Annotated in this window: 24 protein-coding genes; 9 read left to right on the top strand and 15 right to left on the bottom strand. The window is 61.9% G+C overall.

Annotated features, from left to right (window positions below):
- The first annotated feature begins 3 nt into the window (after positions 1–3).
- Positions 4–2,082 carry an ATP-dependent DNA helicase RecG gene (gene recG, locus FH041_RS17775; RefSeq protein ID WP_027913358.1) on the top strand — a complete coding sequence of 693 codons (2,079 nt, stop codon included), beginning with the start codon at positions 4–6 and terminating at the stop codon, positions 2,080–2,082.
- 75 nt (positions 2,083–2,157) lie between these two features.
- Entirely contained in the window at positions 2,158–3,561 is a 1,404-nt protein-coding gene (locus FH041_RS17770) for an aminoacyl-tRNA deacylase and HDOD domain-containing protein (RefSeq protein ID WP_027913357.1), read from the top strand.
- 32 nt (positions 3,562–3,593) lie between these two features.
- Here the strand turns inward: FH041_RS17770 and FH041_RS17765 are convergent, their stop codons facing one another.
- From FH041_RS17765 to FH041_RS17750, 4 genes are all read right to left on the bottom strand, one after another.
- Positions 3,594–3,968 carry a helicase gene (locus FH041_RS17765; protein WP_140174911.1) on the bottom strand — a complete coding sequence of 125 codons (375 nt, stop codon included), beginning with the start codon at positions 3,966–3,968 and terminating at the stop codon, positions 3,594–3,596.
- 146 nt (positions 3,969–4,114) lie between these two features.
- On the bottom strand, positions 4,115–4,414 hold the full coding sequence (locus tag FH041_RS17760; protein ID WP_023532344.1) for an HU family DNA-binding protein: 300 nt from the start codon (positions 4,412–4,414) through the stop codon (positions 4,115–4,117).
- Positions 4,415–4,603: 189 nt separating this feature from the next.
- On the bottom strand, positions 4,604–5,752 hold the full coding sequence (locus FH041_RS17755; protein ID WP_027913355.1) for an NAD(P)/FAD-dependent oxidoreductase: 1,149 nt from the start codon (positions 5,750–5,752) through the stop codon (positions 4,604–4,606).
- A 14-nt stretch (positions 5,753–5,766) separates the two neighbouring features.
- Positions 5,767–5,934, bottom strand: coding sequence for a rubredoxin (locus tag FH041_RS17750; RefSeq protein WP_023532601.1), 168 nt, complete (start codon positions 5,932–5,934; stop codon positions 5,767–5,769).
- Positions 5,935–6,101: 167 nt separating this feature from the next.
- Between FH041_RS17750 and FH041_RS17745 the strand changes: the two genes are divergently transcribed.
- Positions 6,102–6,659 carry a chorismate lyase gene (locus FH041_RS17745; protein WP_027913354.1) on the top strand — a complete coding sequence of 186 codons (558 nt, stop codon included), beginning with the start codon at positions 6,102–6,104 and terminating at the stop codon, positions 6,657–6,659.
- A complete protein-coding gene (ubiA, locus tag FH041_RS17740) occupies positions 6,659–7,549 on the top strand; it encodes a 4-hydroxybenzoate octaprenyltransferase (RefSeq protein WP_028686782.1) in 891 nt (296 codons plus the stop codon). The genes FH041_RS17745 and ubiA overlap by 1 nt, the downstream gene beginning before the upstream one ends.
- A gap of 94 nt (positions 7,550–7,643) precedes the next feature.
- Here ubiA and FH041_RS17735 read toward each other — a convergent pair whose 3' ends face one another.
- Positions 7,644–8,015, bottom strand: coding sequence for a hypothetical protein (locus FH041_RS17735; protein ID WP_049695286.1), 372 nt, complete (start codon positions 8,013–8,015; stop codon positions 7,644–7,646).
- A gap of 172 nt (positions 8,016–8,187) precedes the next feature.
- On the opposite strand from FH041_RS17735, the gene phoB reads away from it, so the two are divergent.
- From phoB to FH041_RS17720, 3 genes are all read left to right on the top strand, one after another.
- Positions 8,188–8,877, top strand: coding sequence for a phosphate regulon transcriptional regulator PhoB (gene phoB / locus FH041_RS17730; protein WP_023532543.1), 690 nt, complete (start codon positions 8,188–8,190; stop codon positions 8,875–8,877).
- Positions 8,878–8,991: 114 nt separating this feature from the next.
- A complete protein-coding gene (phoR, locus tag FH041_RS17725; protein WP_027913351.1) occupies positions 8,992–10,299 on the top strand; it encodes a phosphate regulon sensor histidine kinase PhoR in 1,308 nt (435 codons plus the stop codon).
- Between the two features lie 139 nt (positions 10,300–10,438).
- Positions 10,439–11,779 carry a hemolysin family protein gene (locus FH041_RS17720; RefSeq protein WP_027913350.1) on the top strand — a complete coding sequence of 447 codons (1,341 nt, stop codon included), beginning with the start codon at positions 10,439–10,441 and terminating at the stop codon, positions 11,777–11,779.
- A gap of 33 nt (positions 11,780–11,812) precedes the next feature.
- Here FH041_RS17720 and FH041_RS17715 read toward each other — a convergent pair whose 3' ends face one another.
- The 8 genes from FH041_RS17715 to FH041_RS17680 all read right to left on the bottom strand — a co-directional run bounded on the left by FH041_RS17715 (position 11,813) and on the right by FH041_RS17680 (position 22,257).
- A complete protein-coding gene (locus FH041_RS17715) occupies positions 11,813–12,709 on the bottom strand; it encodes a M23 family metallopeptidase (RefSeq protein ID WP_027913349.1) in 897 nt (298 codons plus the stop codon).
- A 110-nt stretch (positions 12,710–12,819) separates the two neighbouring features.
- Complete coding sequence (locus FH041_RS17710; RefSeq protein WP_027913348.1) at positions 12,820–13,716, bottom strand: response regulator; 897 nt, start codon at positions 13,714–13,716, stop codon at positions 12,820–12,822.
- A gap of 165 nt (positions 13,717–13,881) precedes the next feature.
- Positions 13,882–14,652: a phosphate signaling complex protein PhoU gene (gene phoU, locus FH041_RS17705; RefSeq protein ID WP_027913347.1), complete on the bottom strand. Its 771-nt coding sequence runs from the start codon at positions 14,650–14,652 to the stop codon at positions 13,882–13,884.
- Between the two features lie 106 nt (positions 14,653–14,758).
- Positions 14,759–15,592 carry a phosphate ABC transporter ATP-binding protein PstB gene (gene pstB, locus FH041_RS17700; RefSeq protein WP_028686784.1) on the bottom strand — a complete coding sequence of 278 codons (834 nt, stop codon included), beginning with the start codon at positions 15,590–15,592 and terminating at the stop codon, positions 14,759–14,761.
- A 104-nt stretch (positions 15,593–15,696) separates the two neighbouring features.
- On the bottom strand, positions 15,697–17,313 hold the full coding sequence (pstA, locus tag FH041_RS17695; protein ID WP_177438171.1) for a phosphate ABC transporter permease PstA: 1,617 nt from the start codon (positions 17,311–17,313) through the stop codon (positions 15,697–15,699).
- A 71-nt stretch (positions 17,314–17,384) separates the two neighbouring features.
- Positions 17,385–19,673, bottom strand: coding sequence for an ABC transporter permease subunit (locus tag FH041_RS17690; protein WP_140174906.1), 2,289 nt, complete (start codon positions 19,671–19,673; stop codon positions 17,385–17,387).
- A gap of 137 nt (positions 19,674–19,810) precedes the next feature.
- Complete coding sequence (locus FH041_RS17685; protein ID WP_088522815.1) at positions 19,811–20,809, bottom strand: phosphate ABC transporter substrate-binding protein PstS; 999 nt, start codon at positions 20,807–20,809, stop codon at positions 19,811–19,813.
- A gap of 158 nt (positions 20,810–20,967) precedes the next feature.
- Positions 20,968–22,257, bottom strand: coding sequence for an MFS transporter (locus tag FH041_RS17680; protein WP_140175147.1), 1,290 nt, complete (start codon positions 22,255–22,257; stop codon positions 20,968–20,970).
- A gap of 352 nt (positions 22,258–22,609) precedes the next feature.
- Here FH041_RS17680 and FH041_RS17675 point away from each other — a divergent pair, with 352 nt between their 5' ends.
- Positions 22,610–23,008 (top strand): acyl-CoA thioesterase, encoded by a 399-nt coding sequence (locus FH041_RS17675; RefSeq protein WP_003253317.1) that lies wholly within the window; start codon positions 22,610–22,612, stop codon positions 23,006–23,008.
- A gap of 70 nt (positions 23,009–23,078) precedes the next feature.
- On the top strand, positions 23,079–23,984 hold the full coding sequence (locus tag FH041_RS17670; protein WP_088522814.1) for a D-hexose-6-phosphate mutarotase: 906 nt from the start codon (positions 23,079–23,081) through the stop codon (positions 23,982–23,984).
- A 15-nt stretch (positions 23,985–23,999) separates the two neighbouring features.
- On the opposite strand, the gene FH041_RS17665 is transcribed toward FH041_RS17670, so the two are convergent.
- Together FH041_RS17665 and FH041_RS17660 are read right to left on the bottom strand one after the other, a co-directional pair.
- Positions 24,000–24,533, bottom strand: coding sequence for a DUF3299 domain-containing protein (locus tag FH041_RS17665; protein WP_027913341.1), 534 nt, complete (start codon positions 24,531–24,533; stop codon positions 24,000–24,002).
- Between the two features lie 47 nt (positions 24,534–24,580).
- On the bottom strand, positions 24,581–24,826 hold the full coding sequence (locus tag FH041_RS17660; RefSeq protein ID WP_023532347.1) for a GlsB/YeaQ/YmgE family stress response membrane protein: 246 nt from the start codon (positions 24,824–24,826) through the stop codon (positions 24,581–24,583).
- Between the last annotated feature and the right edge of the window lie 80 nt (positions 24,827–24,906).

Genomic DNA, 24,906 nt, shown 5'->3' with positions numbered 1-24,906 from the left:
GCCATGAGTGAGTTGTCGAAGGTACCGGTCACGGTACTCAAGGGTGTCGGAGACGCCATGGCGCAGAAGCTTGCCAAGGTGGGCCTGGAGAACCTGCAGGATGTGTTGTTCCACCTGCCCTTGCGCTACCAGGACCGCACCCGCGTGGTGCCGATCGGGCAACTCCGGCCGGGGCAGGATGCGGTGATCGAGGGCGTGGTCAGCGGCGCGGACGTGACCATGGGCAAGCGACGTAGCCTCGTCGTTCGTCTCGGCGACGGGAGCGGCGTGCTGAGCCTGCGCTTCTACCATTTCAGCAACGCACAGAAGGAAGGGCTCAAACGCGGCACCCACCTGCGTTGCTACGGCGAAGCCCGGCCGGGCGCGTCGGGCCTGGAGATCTATCACCCGGAATACCGTGCACTGAACGGCGACGAACCGCCGCCGCCGGTCGAACAGACGCTTACCCCGATTTACCCGTCCACCGAGGGGCTCACCCAGCAACGGCTGCGCCTGCTCTGCCAACAGAGCCTCGCCCTGCTCGGGCCGCGCAGCTTGCCGGACTGGCTACCCGAGGAGCTTGCACGCGATTATCAGCTGGCCCCGCTGGACGATGCCATACGTTACTTGCACAACCCGCCGGCTGACGCCGACCTCGATGAGCTTGCCGAAGGCCACCACTGGGCCCAGCACCGCCTGGCATTCGAAGAACTGCTGACCCACCAGCTGTCGCAGCAGCGACTGCGCGAAAGCCTGCGCAGCCTGCGCGCGCCGGTGCTGCCCAAGCCCTCACGCCTGCAGGACGAGTACCTGGCCAATCTCGGCTTCAAGCCTACCGGGGCGCAGCAGCGGGTCGCCAATGAAATTGCCTACGACCTCAGCCAGCACGAACCCATGCTGCGCCTGGTTCAAGGTGATGTGGGGGCCGGCAAGACCGTGGTTGCGGCACTGGCAGCCCTTCAGGCGTTGGAGGCGGGTTACCAGGTTGCGCTGATGGCGCCTACCGAGATTCTTGCCGAGCAGCACTACATCACCTTCAAGCGCTGGCTGGAGCCACTGGGCATCGAAGTCGCCTGGCTCGCTGGCAAGCTCAAGGGCAAGGCCCGGGCCAGTGCACTGGAGCAGATCGCCGTCGGTGCGCCAATGGTGGTGGGTACCCATGCCCTGTTCCAGGAAGAGGTCAAGTTCAAGCACCTCGCCCTGGCCATCATCGACGAGCAGCACCGTTTTGGCGTCCAGCAGCGCCTGGCCTTGCGCAAAAAGGGTGTGAATGGCGAGTTGTGTCCGCATCAGCTGATCATGACGGCGACGCCCATTCCGCGTACGTTGGCCATGAGCGCCTATGCTGACCTGGATACGTCCGTGCTGGACGAATTGCCTCCCGGGCGTACACCGGTCAACACGGTGCTGGTGGCCGACAGCCGCCGCTTCGAAGTGGTCGAACGGGTACGCGCTGCCTGCGCTGAAGGCCGTCAGGCCTATTGGGTCTGTACCCTCATCGAAGAGTCTGAAGAGTTGACCTGCCAGGCCGCCGAGAGCACTTACGAGGAACTTGGCAGCGCCCTGGGCGAGTTGCGGGTCGGGCTGATTCACGGGCGCATGAAACCGGCAGAAAAAGCCGAGATCATGGCCCAATTCAAAGCCGGTGATCTGCAACTGCTGGTTGCCACGACCGTGATCGAAGTCGGCGTCGATGTGCCCAACGCCAGCCTGATGATCATCGAAAACCCGGAACGCCTGGGGTTGGCCCAGCTGCACCAGTTGCGTGGGCGGGTGGGCCGTGGCAGCGCTGCCAGCCACTGCGTCCTGCTGTATCACCCGCCCTTGTCACAGGTGGGCCGCGAACGCCTGGGCATCATGCGCGAAACCAACGATGGCTTCATCATCGCGGAAAAGGACCTGGAGCTGCGCGGCCCTGGCGAGATGCTCGGCACGCGCCAGACGGGCCTGCTGCAGTTCAAGGTCGCTGACCTGATGCGCGATGCCGATCTGCTTCCGGCCGTTCGTGATGCAGCCCAGGCATTGGTGGCCCGCTGGCCGGAACATGTCAGCCCCTTGCTTGAACGCTGGCTGCGTCACGGGCAGCAGTACGGCCAAGTCTGACCCAAGTGGTCAATGGATCCAGCCTCCCGGCGAGGCTGGTTATACTTCGCTTTTAGGAATCAGTGGACACGGACCATGACTCAAGCTGCCTTGGACACCGCAACCCCACAAACACCGTCGGTTATCCGGTTGCTGCTCGACAAGCTCGGCGTCGCCTACCGTGAGGTGTTGGCACATTCACGCCCGCCGGCTCAGGCCTGTGTGCAGGCGGTGCTACTGGACGACGAGGTGGGCGCACTCATGGTGCTGCTGCCGCAAAGCCAACTGCTGGACCTGAGCCGGCTTACCGAGCTGACCGGCCGCACGCTCACCGCTGTGCCGGTGCCCCGCTTGCGCCAAATGCTGGAAAAACACCATCTCAAGGTTCTCCCGGGCATACCGGCGCTGACCAGCTCACCTTGCCAGTACGAAAAAAGCCTGCTCGAACCGGCGACCGTATTCATCCAGTCAGGCCAAGAGGGCCTGCTGCTGGCCATCGACCGTGACCCGTTCAAACGCCTGCTGAGCAAAGCCAGCGCCAGTGCCTTCGGGCAGGAGGTGCAGGCCATTACCCTCAACCTGGACCGCCCGGACGATGACACCCGCGAGATCAACCAGGCAGTTCAGGCCTTCACTGCGCGACGCATTCAGAAGCGGCTCGAAGAAACCATTGAAATTCCGCCTCTGGCCGATACCGCGCAGAAGATCATGAAGCTGCGTGTCGACCCCAATGCCAGCATCGACGATATCACCGGCGTGGTGGAAACCGACCCGGCACTGGCGGCGCAGGTCGTGAGCTGGGCGGCATCGCCCTATTACGCCTCGCCCGGCAAGGTACGCTCGGTCGAAGATGCGATTGTCAGGGTGCTGGGTTTCGATCTGGTGATCAACCTGGCCTTGGGCCTGGCGATGGGCAAGACGCTCAGCCTGCCCAAGGACCAGCCTCAGCAAGCGACGCCTTACTGGCAGCACTCTATCTACACGGCAGCTGTCATCGAGGGTCTCACTCGTGCAATGCCCCGTGCCGAACGACCCGAGGCAGGGCTCACCTACCTTGCCGGCCTTCTGCACAATTTCGGGTACTTGCTGCTGGCGCATGTGTTTCCGCCGCATTTTTCGCTGATCTGCCGGCACCTGGAGGTCAACCCACATCTATGCCACACCTATGTGGAGCGCCACCTGTTGGGAATCAGCCGCGAGCAGATTGGTGCCTGGCTGATGAAGCTGTGGGACATGCCCGAGGAGTTGTCCACGGCGCTGCGCTTCCAGCATGACCCCACCTACGACGGCGATTATGCAGCCTTTCCCAACCTGGTTTTCCTCGCCACCCGATTGCTTCGCTCACGGGGTATCGGTTCGGGCCCGAAAGAGGAGATTCCCGATGCATTGCTTGAGCGGCTCGGGCTTTCCCGCGACAAGGCCGAGGATGCCGTGAACAAGGTACTCGATGCCGAGGCCTTGCTGCGCGAGCTTGCCTCTCAGTTCGCGGCGCCGCACTGACTGACAGGGGCGCTAGCTCGGCCCCTGCGCGGTCAATGCTTCTTTTTTGGTTTCAGGTACTTCATCAGGCCCTGAAACCACATCACCAAAGCCGGGTTGCCCTTGATCTGGATCGCCTTGTCCTGGATGCCCTGCATGAATGCCAGCTGCTTGTTGCGCGCCTGCAAGGTAGTGAAGCCATAGGCAGCGTCCTTGAAGGCGATGGCGAAGGCAGGCTGCGCGAACGCGCCACTTTTGCTACGGATGCGTTCGTTGGCGACGATGAAATGACGGGCGATCCTGCCATCGAGGGTCTGCATCTGGAATACCAGATCCTTGCCCTTGAGCTGCTGCTGGAAAGCCGGATTGTTTCGGCTTGCCCTGGCCATCAGCAGGCCCATGACCCAGAGAAGTAAGCGGAACTTCATTCAAGCGTCTCGTATAAAAAGTGACTGTGAGCGCCAGTCTATCCGCTTTATATGCTTTGCAGGGGCTCAACGAATCTTTTTTCGCATGCAACGGCAACGGGCGCTGTCAGCGCCCGTTCGATCGTCATGACGCTGACAGGCCTGGGTTATTTCGTCTTTTTGGCAGGCTTGGCAGGCACGTTGATACTGTCGCGCAAATTCTTGCCTGGCTTGAAGGCTACCGTGTTACTTGCCTTGATCTTGACGGGCTCACCCGTCTGCGGGTTTTTACCGGTCCGCGCCCCACGATGACGCTTCTCGAAGGTGCCGAAACCCACCAGCGTCACTGTATCGTTGTTCACAGCCTGGGTAATGCTTTCGAGGATCGCGTTCAGCACCTGGTTGGCCTGGTCTTTGGTCAGGTCGGTCTTCTCGGCGATGACAGCGGCGAGTTCTGGTTTGCGCATGATGATGAAGCCTCTTTGACGGGATTCTTGTTGTTATGCCGTGCCGCCTCGTGGGCAGCGTTCAAGGCGCCACAGGCTCTAAGCCGCAGCAGACGAGTGTGAGAATGGCACGCGCTTGAGTACCGCGCCAGTATCGGTACGGACATAATGCATGCGCAAAAAAGGCATACACGACAGTTCGGGCGCCATTTACGCCATAACCGGTGGCAGCTGGCGATTGAGGGTCAGTCGTTCCATCACGGCATTGCCCGTAAGGGCGTACCCGATCAGCTGGCCATCGGCTGCATGGCAGAGCGCCTTGACGTCATTGCCCTCCCCCTCCGCCTGCCACGTCCCGACTTGTCCATTCGGTGGTGGCGAAACCACCAGAGGACAGGCAGGCGTCTTGACCGTGATGGGCATGGGCCCATAGCTGACGGCAGTGGGGGTGCCTGTCAGCGTCTGCGCCAGTGCTCGAACACCACTCATCAACGGCATGACGTACAGCAGGTTGATGCCGTCCACCTCGGCGCAGTCGCCCAAGGCGTGGATATTGGCATGAGAGGTACGCAGAAACCGGTCCACACGGATACCCCGCCCCGTCTGCAGGCCCGCTGCGGCAGCCAGGTCCGTTCGGGGGCGCAGGCCTACGGCCGACACGACCAGATCGCATGCGATGACCTGGCCGTCGGACAACTGTGCGCACACGCCGTCACCCTGGCGCTGCAAGCGCGTCAGCACGGGCCCGAGATGAAAACGAATACCGATACCCTGCAGCCCGCCCTGTACCGCCTGTGCCGCCGCCGGGTGCAACAGGGTGGGCATGATCTGCTCGCAGGGCGCGACTACGTCGACCTCGAAGCCGCCAAGACGCATGTCGTTGGCAAACTCACAGCCGATAAGACCGGCGCCCAGGATCAACACCCGCTGCTTGCCGTCAGCCGCAGCACGCAGGCGCGCGTAGTCTTCAAGGTCGTTGATCGGGAACATCAGGTCGCTGGCATCCCCTTCGACAGGCACGCTGATGGTCTGTGCACCCAGCGCCAGGACGAGGTCACGATAGGGCACTGCCTCCTCGCCGATCCACAGGCGCTTGTGGCCTGGGTCGATACCCGTTATGCGCGTATGCGTGCGCACCTCGACGTTCAATTGCTCGGCCATGGCGCCGGGCTCGGCCATGCACAACCCCTCGGCGTCCTTCTGCTTGGCAAAGCCGGTCGAAAGCATGGGCTTGGAATAGGACCGCCCATCATCGGCAGTGATCATCAGCACGGGTGTGAGCGCATCAAACTTGCGCAATTCCCGGGCGAGGTTGTAGCCCGCAAGCCCGGTGCCGATGATGACTATAGGAGGCGTCATAGGGGTTTCCTCGATCAACCGATGGCGATCATTTCAAAGTCGCTCTTGCCAACCCCGCAGTCCGGGCAGAGCCAGTCTTCGGGTACGTCTTCCCAACGCGTGCCGGGTGCGATTCCATCATCCGGCCAGCCATCGGCTTCGTCATAGATCAGACCGCAGACAATACATTGCCACTTTTTCATCGGAACGGGTTTCCTCGGTTCAGGCTCGGCTTGGGTTTGAACTTGCGGCCTCTTCACGGGCCAAGGTGCAATCGAAAGGCTTTGTAGCGGCCCTGCCGGCAGTATGCAAGCAGTCGGGGCATTCATGCTAAGCTCGCGGCCTCTTTGGTTGTAACAAGCAGACCGACGTGTCGTACCCAACCCCGCACGCAGCCGCTGTCGCGTGGCTAGCGTATCCACAGGTGCAGGCCAGCCTCGCCCCCTCCATGCTGGACTGGTTATTCGATGAGGGCTCGCTCACACGTCGGCTGACTCGACTGTCCGGCGACGATTTCTGCGTAACGCCACTGTTCGAAGGCTGGCAGCCGCTGCGCGAGGATGAATGCCTGGCCCTTGGTATCGCACCCGGCGCCCAAGGTTGGGTCAGGGAGGTGTTCCTGCGCGGGCATGGCCAGCCGTGGGTATTTGCCCGCAGCGTGGCCAGCCGTGTGGCGCTGGAACGTGGCGGCCTGGACCTCGAGTCGCTCGGCAGTCGCTCGCTGGGCGAGCTGCTGTTCTGCGACCGAGCGTTCACCCGCCACCCCTTGCAGGCATGCCATTACCCCGAAACCTGGCTGCCCGCTGAAGTCGCAAGCCCAGGCCTGTGGGGACGCCGTTCACGCTTCTCCCGAGATGGACTCGACCTGCTTGTCGCCGAAGTATTTCTGCCGGCGTTGTGGCAGGCGGCACGCGAGGATACCCGTTGATGTACGTGCAACTGCTCAAGTCGTTGAACCGCCTTCACCCGCGCGCCTGGGACTTTGTCCAGCTAAGCCGTATGGACAGGCCCATCGGCATTTATCTGCTGCTCTGGCCAACCCTGTCGGCGGTGTGGATTGCCGGTCAGGGTTCACCGACGTTGGCCAATGTGCTGATCTTCGGGTTGGGTGTGGTGCTCATGCGCGCCGCCGGTTGCTGCATCAATGATTTTGCCGACCGCAAAGTGGATGGGCACGTCAAGCGCACCGCCGATCGACCTTTGGCCAGTGGGCGTGTACGCCCACGCGAAGCGCTGACGCTGTTTGCCGTCCTGGTGGGCGTGAGTTTCCTGCTGGTGCTGTGCACCAACAGCGAAACCGTCTGGCTTTCGTTCGCGGCGGTCGCGCTCGCGTTCTGCTACCCCTTCATGAAGCGCTACACCTATTACCCACAAGTGGTGCTGGGCGCCGCCTATTCATGGGGCATTCCCATGGCCTTCACCGCGGCCGGCGGTGAGCTGCCGGCCGCCGCCTGGCTGTTGTACATCGCCAACCTGCTGTGGACGGTGGCTTACGATACCTACTACGCCATGGTCGATCGCGACGATGACCTGAAGATCGGTGTGAAGTCCACGGCCATCCTGTTCGGCGAGGCTGATCGGGTGATCATCCTCAGCTTGCAGGGGCTTTCGCTGGGCTGCCTGATGCTGGCCGGCAGCAGCTTTGCCCTCGGCGGCTGGTTCTACCTGGGCCTGCTGGGCGCCGCGTGCTGTTTCGTCTGGGAGTTCTGGTCCACACGCCGCCTGGACCGAGAGGCATGCTTCAAGGCGTTCCTGCATAACCACTGGGCCGGGTTGCTGGTGTTCATGGGCGTGGTACTGGATTACGCGCTGCGTTGAGCGGTGCGCTGAGGCGCGGTACCGCCTCAGCAAGGTCCGCGTGGTCCACACCGCATGGCGACCTGTTCAGGTGAGATGCCGTGTGGCTAACCCATCAGGGTTTGGCAATGTGCCAGACGTCCTTGACCCCGTCACCGTGCCTGTCCCCCGCCTGCTTGTCCTTGACGAAGGTATACAGCGGCTTGCCGGCATAGGCCCATTGCTTGCTGCCGTCATCACGCATGACCACGGTCCATTTGCCTTCGGCTGTCTGATCCTCGGCCTTGACCATCAAGGGCGGCCAATTGCTGGCACACTCGCCGTTGCACATCGACTTGCCACCGGTGTCCTTGTCGAAGGTATAGAGCGTCATGCCCTGGTCATTCACCCACATGCCCTCCTTTTCCATGGCCGGCTCGGCCAAGGCGATGCCCGGTAGCGAAAAGGCCGCGCAAAGGGCCATCCAGCTCAGCGTATGTCGTGTCATTGGATTCACCGTGTCGTGAGGAAAAGGTTCGGTTGCAGGCGCAACCGCCGCCCTGTGAAGCCTAGCCCAGTCATTGAATGTCGCGAGAACCGCCAATACCCTGTCACACAGCTGCAATAATTCCGTTATCTAATGCGGGGCCAAGACAGCGAATCCAGGAGAGGTTTTGAGCATGGCTGGCAGGAATATTCTGATCGTCGACGACGAGGCGCCCATCCGCGAGATGATAGCCGTGGCCCTGGAGATGGCAGGTTATGAGTGCCTGGAAGCAGAAAGCTCCCAACAGGCCCATGCTATCATCGTCGACCGTAAGCCGGACCTGATCCTGCTGGACTGGATGCTTCCCGGCACCTCGGGCATCGAGCTGGCCCGGCGGCTGAAGCGCGACGAGCTGACCGGGGACATTCCGATCATCATGCTTACCGCCAAGGGCGAGGAAGACAACAAGATCCAAGGCCTGGAAGTGGGTGCGGACGACTACATCACCAAGCCGTTTTCGCCGCGTGAACTGGTGGCCCGCCTCAAGGCAGTGCTGCGACGCACCGGCCCCAGTGATGGCGAGACACCCATCGAGGTCGGCGGACTGCTGCTGGACCCTATCAGCCATCGCGTCACCATCGATGGCAAGCCGGCCGAGATGGGGCCTACCGAGTACCGCCTGCTGCAATTCTTCATGACCCACCAGGAACGCGCCTATACCCGCGGCCAGTTGCTGGACCAGGTCTGGGGGGGCAATGTCTACGTCGAGGAACGCACGGTCGATGTCCACATTCGCCGCTTGCGAAAGGCGCTGGGTGAGGCCTATGAAAATCTGGTACAAACGGTGCGCGGCACAGGCTACCGCTTTTCGACCAAGGTCTGACCTGAAACGCAGCTCTCGGCTCAAGGCCGTCGAATGGACGTGAACGCGCTACCGATCCGCTTCTGCGTGCAGGTTCGTACTTGCTGTTGATCGCTGGATTCGAAGGATCCCCAATTGAACCAGAACTGGCATGCGACCCTGATCCGCCACCTGCTGCTGTTGATCACCCTCTGCCTGATCGGTGGCCTGATCAGTGGCTACTATGGCTGGAGCCTGGCCATTGGCCTGGCCCTCTACCTGGGCTGGACGCTCAAGCAACTGCTGCGCCTGCATGCTTGGCTGCGCAATCACCAACCGGACGAAGCACCGCCTGACGGCTACGGCCTGTGGGGCGAGGTGTTCGACAGCATCTACCATCTGCAACGCCGCGATCAGCGTGTGCGTGGCAGGCTTCAAGCAGTGATCGACAGGGTTCAGGAGTCCACCGCGGCGCTACGTGACGCGGTGATCATGCTCGACAGCCACGGCAACCTGGAGTGGTGGAACCGCGCAGCCGAGACGCTCCTGGGCTTCAAGACACCCCAGGACGGCGGCCAGCAGGTCACCAACCTGGTGCGACATCCGCGCTTCAAGGAATACTTCGAAGCCGAGAACTATGTCGAGCCACTGGAGATTCCCTCACCCATCAACGATCGCATGCGGGTGCAACTGCACATCACACGCTACGGCAACAACGAGCACCTGATGCTGGTTCGGGACGTGACCCGCATCCACCAGCTCGAACAGATGCGCAAGGATTTCGTAGCCAACGTGTCCCACGAACTGCGAACGCCGCTGACCGTGATCGCCGGCTACCTGGAAACCCTGCTGGATAACGTCGAGGACGTGAACCCCCGCTGGCGTCGAGCGTTGCAGCAGATGAGCCAACAGGGCTCGCGCATGCAAACGCTGCTCAACGACCTGCTGCTGTTGGCCAAGCTGGAGGCCACCGACTACCCATCCGACAACCAGCCAGTGGCCGTGGACACCCTGCTCAATGCGATCAAGCAGGACGCGCAGGCGTTGTCCGGGCCCCGCAATCAGCGCATCACCCTGGAAGCCGAGCCAGGCATCTGGCTCAAAGGCAGCGAGTCGGAATTGCGCAGCGCTTTTTCCAACCTGGTATTCAATGCCGTCAAGTACACGCAGGACGAGGGCAGCATTCGCATTCGTTGGTGGGCCGATGCCCAGGGCGCCCATCTGTCGGTGCAGGACTCAGGGCCCGGCATCGATGCCAAGCACCTGCCACGGCTGACGGAGCGGTTCTATCGGGTGGATTCGAGCCGTGCGTCCCATACCGGTGGTACGGGCCTTGGGCTGGCCATCGTCAAGCATGTGCTGATGCGCCACCGCGGGCGCCTGGAGATCAGCAGCGTGCCAGGCCACGGCAGCACCTTCACCTGCCATTTTGCAGCGGCGCAACAGATCACGGGCACGGTTTGAGGCCGTTCGGGCCACTTTGCAGCACCGATCAATGGGCTGCCCTTTGCTTTTGCGGCCCTAGCCGCTACATTTGATCCCTTGCGCCGGCTGGAGCCGGCACTTTTCTCATCTTCAAGACGGATCCCGTAAAAACTCCATCATGGACCCTTCCCCTGGTATCAGCTTCACCTCCCTGTTCGCCGATTTCGGCATGATCATTTTTGCTTTGGTCCTGGTGCTGCTCAACGGCTTCTTCGTCGCCGCCGAGTTCGCCATGGTCAAGCTGCGCGCAACCCGCGTGGACGCCATCGCCGAGCAGCACGGCTGGCGCGGCAGCATTCTGCGCAAGGTTCACAACCAGCTCGATGCCTACCTCTCGGCATGCCAGCTCGGCATCACCCTGGCTTCGCTAGGGCTGGGCTGGGTGGGCGAGCCGGCCTTCGCGCACTTGCTCGAACCGCTGCTGGCCTACTTTGGCGTTGATACCCCCGAGCTGATCAAGGCCGTCTCGTTCTTCGTCGCCTTCTTCGTGATCTCCTACCTGCACATCGTGGTCGGTGAGCTGGCGCCCAAATCGTGGGCCATTCGCAAGCCGGAACTGTTGTCGCTGTGGACCGCAGTACCGCTGTACCTGTTCTACTGGTTGATGTACCCGGCCATCTACCTGCTCAATGCCAGCGCCAACACCATCCTGCGCATTGCCGGCCAGGGCGAACCCGGCCCGCACCACGAGCATCATTACAGCCGGGAAGAGCTCAAGCTGATCCTGCACTCCAGCCGTGGCCAGGACCCAAGCGATCAAGGCATGCGCGTGCTGGCATCCGCCGTGGAAATGGGTGAACTGGAGGTGGTGGACTGGGCCAACTCTCGCGAAGACATGGTCATCATTGATGCCCATGCCCCGCTCAAGCAGATACTGGCCCTGATCCGTCGTCACAAGTTCAGCCGCTACCCGGTGTACGACACCGAGCGTGAGGAGTTCACGGGCCTGCTGCACATCAAGGACCTGCTGCTCGAACTCGCCGAACTCGAGCACCTGCCAGAAACCATTGACCTGGAAGACCTGGCTCGTCCCCTGGAGCGCGTTTCCAGGCACATGCCGCTGTCCCAGTTGCTCGAGCAGTTCCGCAAGGGCGGTGCGCACTTCGTGCTGGTCGAGGAGGCCGATGGCAAGGTCATCGGTTACCTGACCATGGAGGATGTGCTGGAAGTGCTGGTGGGCGACATCCAGGACGAACACCGCAAGACCGAGCGCGGCATCCTGGCCTATCAGCCAGGAAAGCTGTTGGTGCGCGGCGATACCCCGCTGTTCAAGGTCGAGCGCTTGCTGGGCGTGGACCTGGACCATATCGAGGCAGAAACACTGGCCGGCCTGGTCTACGAAACGCTCAAGCGCGTACCGGAAGAAGAAGAAGTGCTCGAGGTCGAAGGGCTGCGCATCATCGTCAAGAAGATGAAAGGCCCCAAGATCGTGCTGGCCAAAGTGCTCAAGCTGGACTGAGCTTATAAAACCCCTGGCTCGGTCCAGCCCTGATCAGGGGTTGCCTGCGGTGTAGTCGGGCAGCCCACTGATCGGCCGGTCGAACCGATAGGGAATCGACTCGAGCGCCAGCCCCACGTTGCGCTGAACCACGAAGTGCAGATGGGGCCCGGTGCTGTTACCCGTGTTGCCCGACCTGGCCAGCACCTGCCCTTGGCGCACACGCTGCCCAGACGCGACCACGATCGACCCCCTCATCAAGTGCAGGTACACCCCCATGGTGCCGTCAGGGTGCAGGATGCGGACAAAGTTGCCCGAGGGATTGTCCCCTCGCCCGCTCTGCTCGCTACGCGTGCTCACCACCACCCCTTCGCGTGCCGCCACAATGGTCGTGCCTTCGGGCATGGCGATGTCCATTGCATAGCGCCCTTTGGGCCCGAAGTGGCTGAACCTGCCATTGGGCCCCTGGGTCACCCGAAACGGCCCACCCACCCATGGAAACGCATAACGATAACCTTGCGGGCGCTTGCCGGGGTCGCCCATGGCCTGCAGCAGCGTCGAACGGTAGTTGAGCAACTTGCCTGGCTGTCCCCGGACGATGCTGAGTACTTGCGTCGATCGCGGCGGCAACAGACGCCGCACGGTTCGCGGCGCATCGCCACCCTGCGCATTCACCAGATTATCCAGGCGCAGTTCCACCTGCACCGCGACTGGCAATTCGTTGCGGGCCGAGAAGCTCACACCGCCCTGAAACACGATCGCGTTGAGGCGCACGTCGTGTTCGTTGATTTCCACGGTGGACTCATCCACGACCGTGGGCTTGATGCCCGGGCCGGGTCGCTGCGCATAGGAAACCCTGCCCGTTTCGTCGGTGACGGGGTGCAGTGTCACCCCCAGGCTAGAGGCGCTGACCAGGGTTAACGTACACAGCAGCAGAAAGCGCAGATGCATGATGATGGCTTTTTGACAGTGGAGGACCTGTCCAAGCCTAGCAGCAGGCACCCTGTTCACCATGACAGTTGGTCGGATGCTGCTGGCCAGCTCGCTGTTGCGGCGGCCCGTCAGGCCCCTGGCGTGAAATGCTTCTGGGCAGTGCCGCGGGCGATCAGGCGGGACAGGTAATCCAGCTTCTGGGCGTCTTGATCGACGAACTTGAACGTCAATTGCAGCCAGTCGCTGTCCGGCTTGGGCTCGAAGGCCGCCACCGCGTGCAGATAACCGTTCAAACGCGCCACCTCTGCGTTTTCGCCCTGCTCCAGGTTCAGCACAGCGCCTTCGAGTACCTGCGGCAGTGTCTCACTGCGCCGCACGACCAGCAGGGCTTCCTTCAGGCTCAACGCCTTGATCACGCAGGCCTGCATGCCGCTCGCCAAACGCAGCTGGCCCTGGCCGCGACCGCTGGGTGCGGGTGTCGCTACGCTAGGTTTGCCAGGGGTGGCGGCCACCTTGGTTGGAACAGGTGCTGGCGCAGCCACCTTGACGGCTTCGGGCCGCCCAGCCGTCAGGGCGTTGAGCGAGTCATTGGCGAACGCGGCATTGGCCCGCGCAGGCCCTGGGCTCATGAGGCTGTCGAGCTTGCCGATCTTGGCCAAGGCCTTCTTTACCTTGGTCAGCAACTGCTCGTTGGTGAACGGCTTGCCGACGAAATCCGACACGCCGGCCTGAATCGCCTGGATGACATTTTCCTTGTCGCCACGGCTGGTCACCATGATGAACTGAAGGCCTTTCAGCTCAGGTTGCTGACGGCACCAGGTGAGTAGCTCCAAGCCCGACATTTCCGGCATTTCCCAGTCGCACAGCACCAGGTCGAACGCTTCCTTGCCCAACAGGGTCATGGCCTTGCGACCGTTGACGGCATCCTCCACGGTCATGCCAGGAAACGCGTTGCGCAGGCACTTACGGATCAGGTCACGGATAAATGGCGCGTCATCCACCACCAGCACATTCACTTTACTCATCGATACTCCTTCTGAACCCGACTAGCCTACTGCCATTTGCTGGCCACTTGCTACCACCTGTGTGTTACGCCGGGTCATCTACAGCCGGTCGATGGTCTCTGGCACCTCCAGGCGGACTAACGAAAACGCCCGGCACAAGCCGGGCGCCGATGCTCGGAGAGAACTTTATTTATCGTCCGCCTCGGCTGGAACATTAGGTATTTCACCATCGACACTGGCTCGACCCTGCACCTCCGCGGTCATGCGCTTGAGGCCCATGTGGCGTACATCGGTGCCGCGCACCAGGTAGATCACCAGTTCGGAGATGTTGCGTGCATGGTCGCCGATGCGCTCCAGCGAGCGCAGGACCCAGATGACACTCAGCACACGGGAGATCGAGCGGGGATCTTCCATCATGTAGGTCACCAGCTCGCGCAAGGCTGTCTTGTATTCACGGTCGATGGTCTTGTCGTATTGAGCCACCGACAAGGCCAGGTCGGCATCGAAGCGGGCGAAGGCGTCGAGTGCGTCGCGCACCATGTTGCGCACCTGATCGCCGATGTGCCGAACTTCTACATAGCCCCGCGGGGATTCACCCTCCTCGCAGAGCTGGATGGCCCGCCGGGCGATCTTGGTCGATTCGTCACCGATACGCTCAAGGTCGATCACCGATTTGGAGATGCTGATGATCAGGCGCAGGTCCGATGCCGCCGGCTGGCGACGCGCCAGAATGCGCAGGCATTCCTCGTCGATGTTGCGCTCCATCTGGTTGATCTGCTCGTCGACCTCGCGCACCTGCTGAGCCAGGCCGGAATCGGCCTCGATCAGCGCAGTGACCGCATCGTTGACCTGTTTCTCGACCAGCCCGCCCATGGCCAGCAGGTGACTGCGAACCTCTTCGAGCTCGGCGTTGAACTGCTGGGAAATATGATGCGTCAGGCTTTCTTTGTTGATCATGCTGTGGCTCCGCGAAGCTGCTGGCTGCAAGCTTCAAGTCGTTCGAGGCGTGCCCCTGCCTGCGCCGAGTGCCTCCACCCGGCGAGCAGCAGTGCGCGGTGCTTCTTCAGCCGTATCGGCCAGTGATGTAGTCTTCGGTCTGCTTCTTGGCGGGGTTGGTGAACAGGGTATCGGTGTCGCCGAATTCCACCAGTTTGCCCATGTACATGAAGGCGGTGTAATCCGATACCCGGGCCGCCTGCTGCATGTTGTGGGTCACGATGACGATGGTGAACTTGGTTTTCAACTCGTAGATGAGCTCTTCGACCTTGAGCGTGGAAATCGGGTCCAGCGCCGAGCAAGGCTCGTCCAGCAACAGGACCTCGGGCTCTACCGCGATGGTGCGTGCGATGACCAGGCGCTGCTGCTGCCCACCGGACAGACCCAGCGCCGACTCGTGCAGACGGTCCTTGACTTCGTCCCACAGTGCCGCGCCCTTGAGGGCCCACTCTACGGCCTCGTCCAGGACCCGCTTTTTATTGATGCCTTGAATCCGCAGGCCATAGACCACGTTCTCGTAGATGGTCTTGGGGAAGGGGTTGGGTTTCTGGAACACCATGCCCACGCGGCGACGCAGCTCGGCTACGTCCTCGCCCTTGCGGTAGATGTCATGGCCGTACAGGTTGACGGCGCCTTGCACACGGCAGCCGTCTACCAGGTCGTTCATGCGGTTGAAGGTGCGCAGCAAGGTGGACTTGCCGCAGCCGGACGGGCCAATGAACGCCGTCACGCGCTGCTTGGGAATATTCATGCTGACATCGAACAGGGCCTGCTTGTCACCGTAGAACAGGCTCAGCCCAGGCACTTCGATGGCAACCGTTTCCTCGGCCAGGCGCAGGCCCTGTTTGCTGCGGCCCAGGGCGGACATGTCGATGCCGTGGTTAGGCGGTTGTTGCTGCATGGTCTCACTCCATTGGGAGCTGCCGGCGTATGGCCGCCAGTAGCACGTTGGGACGAAGCGGACGCCTCGCGTCGGCGACGCCGCTTGAACGTTCGACGCCTGGCTCAGCTGTCGAGCGCCTTGTATTTCTCACGAAGGTGGTTACGGATCCACACGGCCGACAGGTTCAGTGTCGCGATGACCATCACAAGCAGCAGTGCCGTGGCGTACACCAGTGGCCGCGCCGCTTCCACGTTCGGGCTCTGGAAGCCCACATCGTAGATATGAAAGCCCAGGTGCATGATCTTCTGATCCAGGTGCAGGTAGGGGTAATTGCCATCCACCGGCAGCGACGGCGCCAGCTTGACCACGCCCACCAGCATCAGCGGTGCGACTTCACCCGCGGCGCGAGCAACGGCCAGGATCATGCCGGTCATCATGGCCGGGCTGGCCATGGGCAGAACGATCTTCCACAGCGTTTCGGCCTTGGTGGCACCCAAGGCCAACGAACCCTCGCGCAGGGTGCGCGGAATGCGCGCCAGCCCTTCCTCGGTGGCCACGATCACCACCGGCACGGCCAACAATGCCAGTGTCAGTGACGCCCACAACAGGCCCGGCGTGCCCAGGGTGGGCGCCGGCAAGGCTTCGGCGAAGAACAGGCGATCGATCGAGCCGCCCAGCACGTACACGAAGAAGCCCAGGCCGAAAACGCCGTAGACGATGGCCGGTACACCGGCAAGGTTGTTGACGGCGATGCGGATCAGGCGTGTCACCGGCCCCTGCCGGGCATACTCGCGCAGATAGACCGCTGCCAGCACGCCAAAGGGCGTGACGATCACGGCCATGATCAGGGTCATCATCACCGTGCCGAAAATGGCCGGGAAGATACCGCCCTCCGTGTTGGCCTCACGCGGGTCGTCGCTGAGAAACTCCCACACCTTGGCGAAGTACACCCCCAGCTTGGCCAGGGTCGACATGCCGTTGGGCTGGATGGCATGGACCACCTTGCTGAGGTTGATCTCGACTTCACGGCCATTGCCATCGCGCGCCACCAGTGTGTCGCGGGCAAAATCCCGATGAAGCGTGGTCAGGCGATCTTCGATGGCTTTGTAGCGGCTGTTGAGCTCGGCGCGGTCAGCCTCGATGTCAGCCTGGGCCGCTGCGTCCAGCTTGCCTTCGAGCTCGAGTTTGCGCGCCTGCAGGCGCAACCGCTCCAGGCCATGGTTGATGGCACCGATGTCTTTCTTCTCCAGCGCTTGCAGCGTCTTGTTGAGCTCGCTGGCCCGGGCCAGGCGCGCTTGCAGCTCACCCCAGGCCGCAGCCCCTTGCGCCACCACTCGGCCTTGTTCCTTGACGCTCACCAGATAGCCATAGAAGTTGCCCCACTCGCGGCGTTCCAGGGCCATCAGCTGTCCGGGGCGCTGCTGATCGACAAGCCAGTCGCCCACGACCCAAGTGAAGTCGCTGCCATTGAGGTCCCGGTTTCCGACCTTGATCAATTCGCGTGTCATGAACTCCGGGCCCTGGTCGGGCACGGGCAAACCGGCGCCCTTGAGGCGCGCACGCGGCACTTCTTCCTGCTGTACCACTTCACCGATGACCGTCTGCTGGGCCTGGCCCGGCACGGCGTAGGTGGCCTGGATCAAATCGGCCGGCCAGAAATGCCCCAGGCCGCGTACGGCGATCACTGCCAGCAGGCCAACGGTCATGATCACCGCCATGGCCACCGCGCCGCCGCTCATCCATACACCGGGGGCACCGCTCTTGAACCAGCCTTTGAGGGAATCCTTTTTCACGGATCGCTACCTTTCTATCAAAGCGACGAGTATTTCTTGCGCAGACGCTGGCGAATCAGCTCGGCCAAGGTGTTCATGACGAAGGTGAACATCAGCAGCACCAACGCGGCGAGGAACAGCACCCGGTAGTGACTGCCCCCGACTTCGGATTCCGGCATTTCCACCGCTACGTTGGCAGCCAGCGTGCGCATGCCTTCGAACAGGTTCATCTCCATCACCGGTGTGTTACCGGTGGCCATCAGCACGATCATGGTTTCACCGACAGCCCGGCCCATGCCGATCATCAGCGCCGAGAAAATGCCGGGGCTGGCGGTCAGGATCACTACCCGGGTGAGGGTCTGCCAAGGCGTTGCACCCAGTGCCAGGGAGCCCAGCGTCAGGCTGCGCGGCACGCTGAAGACGGCGTCCTCGGCAATCGAGTAAATGTTGGGAATGACGGCAAAACCCATCGCGATCCCGACCACCAGTGCATTGCGTTGGTCATAGGTGATACCCAGGTCATTGGTGATCCACAGGCGCATGTCGCCGCCAAAGAGCCAGCTTTCAAGGTACGGGCTCATGCCAAGGGCAAACCAGCCGGTGAGTAGAATGACCGGGATAAGAATGGCCGCCTCCCAGCCATCCGGTACCCGCAGGCGAATGGATTCAGGCAGCCGGCTCCAGGTGAACCCTGCCAGCAGGATGCCGACCGGCATGAGCAGGAACAGGCTGAAGACCCCTGGCAGGTGGCCTTCCAGGTACGGCGCCAAAAACAGCCCCGCGAAGAACCCCAGGATGACCGTGGGCATCGCCTCCATCAGTTCGATCACCGGCTTGACCTTGCGGCGCATGCCAGGGGCCATGAAGTAGGCTGTGTAGATCGCGGCGGCAATGGCCAGCGGCGCGGCAAGGATCATGGCGTAGAAGGCAGCCTTGAGCGTACCGAAGGTCAGCGGCGAAAGGCTCAGCTTGGGCTCGAAATCGGTATTGGACGCGGTCGACTGCCACACGTACTTGGGCGCGTCGTAATTCTCGTACCACACCTTGCCCCACAGCGCGCTGAAAGACACTTCCGGATGGGGGTTGTGCAGCTTCAATGGCAGCAACCTGCCGGGCTCTTCGAGCATGATCCGGTTGGCGCGCGGTGACAGGGCAAGGATACCCGGGCCCTGGGCCACGGACTCGACCAAGAGGGTGCGGTGCGCCGTGCTGTGGAAAACACCCAGCTTGCCTTCTGCGTCCAGGGCGATGAAGCCCTTGCGGCGCTCTTCGGCGTCAATCTGCACGATGGGCGACGTGCCCAGCTGGAAGGTACGAATCTGCTTGAAACGGGATTCCCCGTCCGGGTCACGGGCCATGAACCACTGGGCCAGCCCACCGTGCGAGTCACCGATGATCAGTGAAATGCCGCCTACCAACTGCGCAGTGGCCGTCACTTCGGTATCAGCGCTCTGCGCCAGGGTGTAGCGCCCGTTGAGGCTCTTGTCGCGCAGGCTGAACACGTCGGCAGTGGCACGACCATTGATCACGTACAGCCACTGCTGGCGCGGATCGATGAAGATGTTCTTCACCGTTTCGGTCATTTGCGGCAGCTCGATGCGGGTCTGCTCGGTCGTGACTTCGGCGGTCATCATGTTTTCGCTGCGCGTCAACGCGATGACCTGCAGGTGCGCCCCCGTGGAGCCAGCCAGCAACAGCGTGTCGCCATTGACGCTGGCGCTGACGTGCTCCAGCACCCGCGCCTGTTCATCCAGCACGAAAGGCTGTTTGCCATAGGGGTAGTCGATGGTCGGCGTGATGGTTTTCTTGTTGTCGGGGTAGGTGATCTTGTAGGTATGGGTGAACACCAACGCCTGGCCATTGGACAACCCCAGCATCACCATTGAGCTGCCTGGCTGGTCGGTACCGATCGAAGAGACCTGTACGCCGGCAGGGATGGGCAGGTCGACGCGCTCGAGCGCTTCGCCGGTCTTGGTGTCGAAGAACAGCACCTGGCCCTGGTCCGAAACCCGCATGCCAACCAGGTTCTGCTCCTCGAGGGCGATCATCAACGGCTTGCCCGCCTCCTCCTTGAGCCAGGCAGGTTGCAATGCCTGCCTGCTGGTCAGTTCCGCGCCCTGGAACAACGGAAGGACCACATACGCCAGGTAAAAGAAGATCAAGGTGATCGCGGCCAGCACAGCCAGCCCGCCCACCAGCACATACCAGCGCGTCAGGCGGTCCTTGAGCGCACGCAGGCGTCGCTTGCGCTGCAACTCCGGCGTGTTGAAATCGATGCGTGCAGGCTGGGAATCTTGGGTCATTGTGGAGTTGGCCAGATCATTCATGGGGCACACCCTAGCGGTCCCGTATGACAAAAACATGACAATGCAGTGACGCACGAAAGCCCGAAGCACAGTAAGGCTGGCCCCGGGCTGGGAGTGCTGAAGAGGCTAGCCCAACGGCTTGCCCCTGCAGGGTTCGATTACTGCTTGGCGACGTTGCCGGCGTGGGACAGGCCCAGGTCGGCCAGGGTCTTGTCGACGACTTTGGCAGGCAGCGGGATGTAGCCATCCTTGACGACCACCTGCTGGCCGGCCTGCGACAGTACCAGCTTCACGAACTCGGCCTCCAGCGGGGCCAGCGGCTTGTTCGGCGCCTTGTTGACGTAAACGTACAGGAAGCGCGAGAGCGGGTAGCTGCCGTTCAGGGCGTTGGTCTCGTTGTCCTCGACGAACTCGCCGCCCTCCTTCTTGGCCAGCGGCACGGTCCTGACGCTGGCCGTCTTGTAGCCGATACCCGAGTAGCCGATACCGTTGAGCGACGAGCTGATGGACTGCACCACCGAGGCGGAACCAGGTTGCTCGTTGACGTTGGGCTTGAAATCCCCTTTGCACAGGGCTTCTTCCTTGAAGTAACCATACGTGCCGGACACCGAGTTACGGCCGAAGAGCTGGATCGGCTTGTTGGCAAGGTCGCCGGTTACTCCGGCATCGCCCCAGGTCTTGATCTCGGCCTTGCCACCACACAGGCGGGTCGAAGAGAAAATGGCATCGACCTGGGCCATGGTCAGACCCTTGATCGGGTTGTCCTTGTGCACGAACACCGCCAGGGCGTCGACCGCAACCGGAATGGCGGTCGGTTTGTAGCCATACTTCTGCTCAAACGCCTGCAATTCGACGTCCTTCATCTTGCGGCTCATGGGGCCGAGGTTGGCGGTGCCTTCGGTCAGCGCCGGTGGCGCCGTGGACGAACCCGCTGCCTGGATCTGGATGTTGACGTTCGGGTATTCCTTTTTGTAGGCCTCGGCCCACAGGGTCATCAGGTTCGCGAGGGTATCGGAGCCGACGCTGGAGAGGTTGCCCGAAACACCCGTGGTCTTGGTGTAGGTCGGGATAGCAGGATCGACAGCGGCCACTGCGTTGGCGGTTGCAACGCCAGCGGCGGCAAAGGTAAGGGCCGCCATCAAACGCTTCAATTTCATGCCTTGCTCCTAGCTGGAATGGGGGTGCAGAGAGGGAACGGGGGCCAGTATCTGCAGCGCGCATGAACACGATATGACTTGATTGTGACAATTGGATGAAATGCCATCATCGTGTCGAAGCGCTGCTACAGGGAGCAAGTGTCAGTGGCCAAGGCGATTCAACGCTTGTTGGCGAGCAAGTACAGACCTACCGAAAAGCCGACCATGCACAGGACAGCCACATAGTAAGCGGGCGCCATGGAGCTGACCTTCAGAAGCCCGGTCACCGCCATCGGCGTCAGGCCGCCAAAAATGGCATAGGCGACGTTGTAGGAAAACGACAAGCCGCTGAAGCGCACCGCAGCCGGAAATGCCTTGACCATCACGTAGGGCACTGCGCCAATCACGCCCACGCACAGGCCGGTCACCGCATACAACGGGAACAACAGCTCGGGCCGTGTGGGCAAGCTGTGGTAAAACGCCCAGGAACTGACCAACAGCATCAGGCTGCCGACCACGAACACACGGCCCGCGCCGAAGCGATCGGCCAGGCTACCGGCGCCAATGCAACCCAGGCTCAGCAGCACGATGGCCAGGCTGTTGGCCTTGAGCGAGTCGGTAGGGCTGATGTGGTAGATGCTCTGCAACAAGGCTGGCGTCATGAGGATCACCACCACGATGCCTGCCGACAGCATCCAGGTCAGCAACATGGACAGCACGATGGGCCCGCGATGATCGCGCAGCACCGCCCGCAGCGGCAGCTCTTCGGCCAAGGCTTTGCGTTGCTGCATTTCTGCGAACACCGGGGTTTCATGCAGCCAACGGCGCAGGTAGACCGAAAACAGACCGAACACACCGCCCAGCAGAAACGGAATTCGCCAGGCATAGCTGGCCACTTCTTCAGCGCTGTAGACGCTGTTGATCAAGGTCGCGACCAGCGAGCCCAGCAAGATACCGGCCGTCAAACCGGCAGTGAGTGTGCCGCAGGCATAGCCGGTATTGCGCGCCGGCACGTGCTCCGAGACGAATACCCACGCGCCCGGCACTTCCCCGCCGATGGCCGCCCCCTGGATCACCCGCATCAACAGCAACAGGATCGGCGCCCACAGGCCAATCTGCGCGTAGGTCGGCAACAGGCCCATGATCAGGGTGGGCAGGGCCATCATGAAGATGCTCAAGGTGAACATCTTCTTGCGGCCCAGCAGGTCGCCGAAATGCGCCATGATGATGCCGCCCAGGGGCCGCGCCAGATAGCCTGCGGCAAAAATGCCGAACGTCTGCATCAACCGCAGCCACTCTGGCATGTCGGCCGGGAAGAACAGCTTGCCGACCACGGTGGCGAAGAACACGAAGATGATGAAGTCGTAGAACTCCAGCGCCCCGCCCAGCGCAGACAGCGAAAGGGTCTTGTAGTCACTGCGGGTCAGCGGCCGCGGGGCCTGCTCGATACTGCTCGGCGCGGAAGTCATCACGGTTATTCTCTTTATAGGGCAAGGCCACACGGGATGCGGCTTGTTCAAGGCGAAGGCGAAGATAGCAAATTGCCGAACGCGGCTGAAAGCGACACGCAATCCATACCGACCTGCAAGAACGCATGGTCGTCGCTTGCGTAGATGCTCTATATACTGGCGTTTCGTACGAAATGTGTCCTGCTAGCGTGGGATATTGTGCGAAAACTCCGGTCACTATACTCAGACGGTTTCGAAGCATTTCCCACGGCCGTCTCGTCATACGAATCGGCGTAGTATGTTGTCAGCTGAATCGTTTACCGGCCTAAGCGCCGCATCCAGGAAAAGCGTCACGGGTCAGAGGCCCCACCGCATGATTGAGCTCGAACAAGAAGATCCAATTCCGCAGGGTGACCTTGCTTTGCAGATCACCGCACTGCCACGCGAAACAAACGGCTTTGGCGATATCTTCGGCGGCTGGCTGGTCGCCCAGATGGACCTGGCAGGTACCGCCATGGCCAGCCGTGTTGCCGGTGGCCGCGTCGCTACCGTGGCGATAGATCGCATGGCGTTTCTGGTACCGGTGGCCGTGGGCGCACAGTTGTCCTTCTATACCCAGACGCTGGAGATCGGGCGCAGCTCCATCCAGATGATGGTCGAGGTATGGAGCGACGATCCACTGTCCAGCGAATGGCGCAAGGTGACCGAAGCCGTCTTCGTCTTCGTCGCAATCGATGGCAGCGGCCGCACCCGTTCCGTCCCTCGTCGCTGAGGCCTGCCAGCGGTAAACTCATTGCCTGCGCCCGGGTCCAAGGCCCACTGGCAACCAATGAGATGACGCAATGGCCACCTTCCAGGTAACGACCGAGCAACATGGCGAGCTTCACTGCTGGCGTATCCGCAGCAGCTTCGCCGAACTACTGATCGCCCGCCAGGGTGCACAGGTCCTCAGCTACCAGCGCACAGGCGAGCCACCGTTGCTGTGGTTGAGCGACAAGGCCATTTTCCGCCAGGGGAAGTCGGTTCGGGCAGGGGCGCCTGTATGCTGGCCATGGTTTGGCGACCTGCAGCGCAACCCTGAAACCGTCCAGTCCATGTACCACGCTGAACAAGCGCCAGCCCACGGCCTTGTCCGCACGCGTGACTGGCAATTGCTGAGCCTGGAGGAAGTGGGCGAAACCCTGCGGATCGAGTTCGAAATGGCCGAAGCGCAAGGTGGATTGCCCGGGTGGCCGCACACCGTGGCGCTGAAGCTGGTGGTCGTGCTGGACGAGGCGTTGACGCTGCAACTGACCAGCCGCAACCTTGGCGATAGCCCGGTCACTATCAGCCAGGCCCTGCACAATTATTTTGCCGTCAGTGATGTGCGCCAGGCCAAGGTCGACGGTGTCGAGGGGTTGGCTTACATCGAAACCCTGGCCGACTGGCAACAGCGCCTGCAGCAGGGTGCGCTGGCGTTTACCGGCGAGACGGACCGGATCTATCTGGATACGCCGCCAACGCTGAGCATCGTCGACCCGGCCTGGGGCAGGCGGATCATCCTGACCAGCAGTGGATCCCGCTCGGCGGTGATCTGGAACCCCTGGACCGCACGGGCCAAGGAATTGCCGGACATGGCCGATGACGGCTGGCAACGCATGCTGTGCATCGAGACGGCGAACGTCTGGGACGACGTGGTGCAGTTGCAGCCCGGGGCCAGCAGTTCGCTGGGGGTCAGGATCGATTGTGAAGTGACCCCGCGCGACTAGCCACTCGGACACGCCTCAAAGATCGGCGTCCACCACTACCCTCACCTTCGCGGCGTCCAAGGCATAGGCCGCGTCGGCCAGGTCGTTGCTGACCTTTTCCACCTTCAGCGTGCCGCTGACCCACAGCGGCGTGTAGATGTCATCGATCTTCAGCCCTTTTGGATAGCGCACCAACACCAGCTGGTTGGGTGGCGGTGGCGGGACGTGGATGCATGCACCTGGGTATGGCACCAGGAAGAACAAGGTGCTGTGGCCCTTGGCATCGCTTTCAAGCGGCACGGGGTAGCCACCCAGGCGAATGCTCTTACCGTTCAGGGCGGGCACGGTTTTCGTCGAGTACATGACCGCAGGCAGCCCCTTGCCCTGCTTCAAGCCACCTTTGGCGGTGAAGGTGCCCATGGCTTCGGGAGAGTTATGGTCGATTTCGGGCATCTGCTCGAGCGCCTTCTGGTCCGACTTGGGCATCAGTTCCAGCCAGTCGGTCTCGGGCAATTCGGCATGGGCCAGGGAGCTGGCCGACAACAGGAGGGCAATGAAGAAGGCACGCATGGAATGCTCGGCAACTCGGGATGAATTGCCGGCATTCTAACCAGTATTCAGCGTTTCTTGATGAATCCGTAGATCACCAGAAGAAGGATGGCGCCTACCAGTGCGCCAAAGAAGCCGGCTGCCTGACCTGCCTGGTAGATACCAAGCGCCTGACCGCCATAGGTGGCCAACAGCGAGCCCGCGATACCGAGCAGGATGGTCATGATCCAGCCCATGCTGTCGTCGCCCGGTTTGATGAAACGAGCCAGCAGGCCGACGATGAGGCCGATGAAGATGGTTCCGATGATACCCATGGCAATCCCCTTGCAGTAAAGATGGAACAAGCCAAAGCCTAGGCAGCGCTTTGGCTTGTTGCCACTTCAGAGGGCCAGCC

Origin of the sequence: Pseudomonas sp. SWI7, from assembly GCF_006351945.1 — a bacterium.
GTDB lineage: Bacteria > Pseudomonadota > Gammaproteobacteria > Pseudomonadales > Pseudomonadaceae > Aquipseudomonas > Aquipseudomonas fulva.
This window is presented reverse-complemented; position numbering and strand designations above follow the sequence as displayed.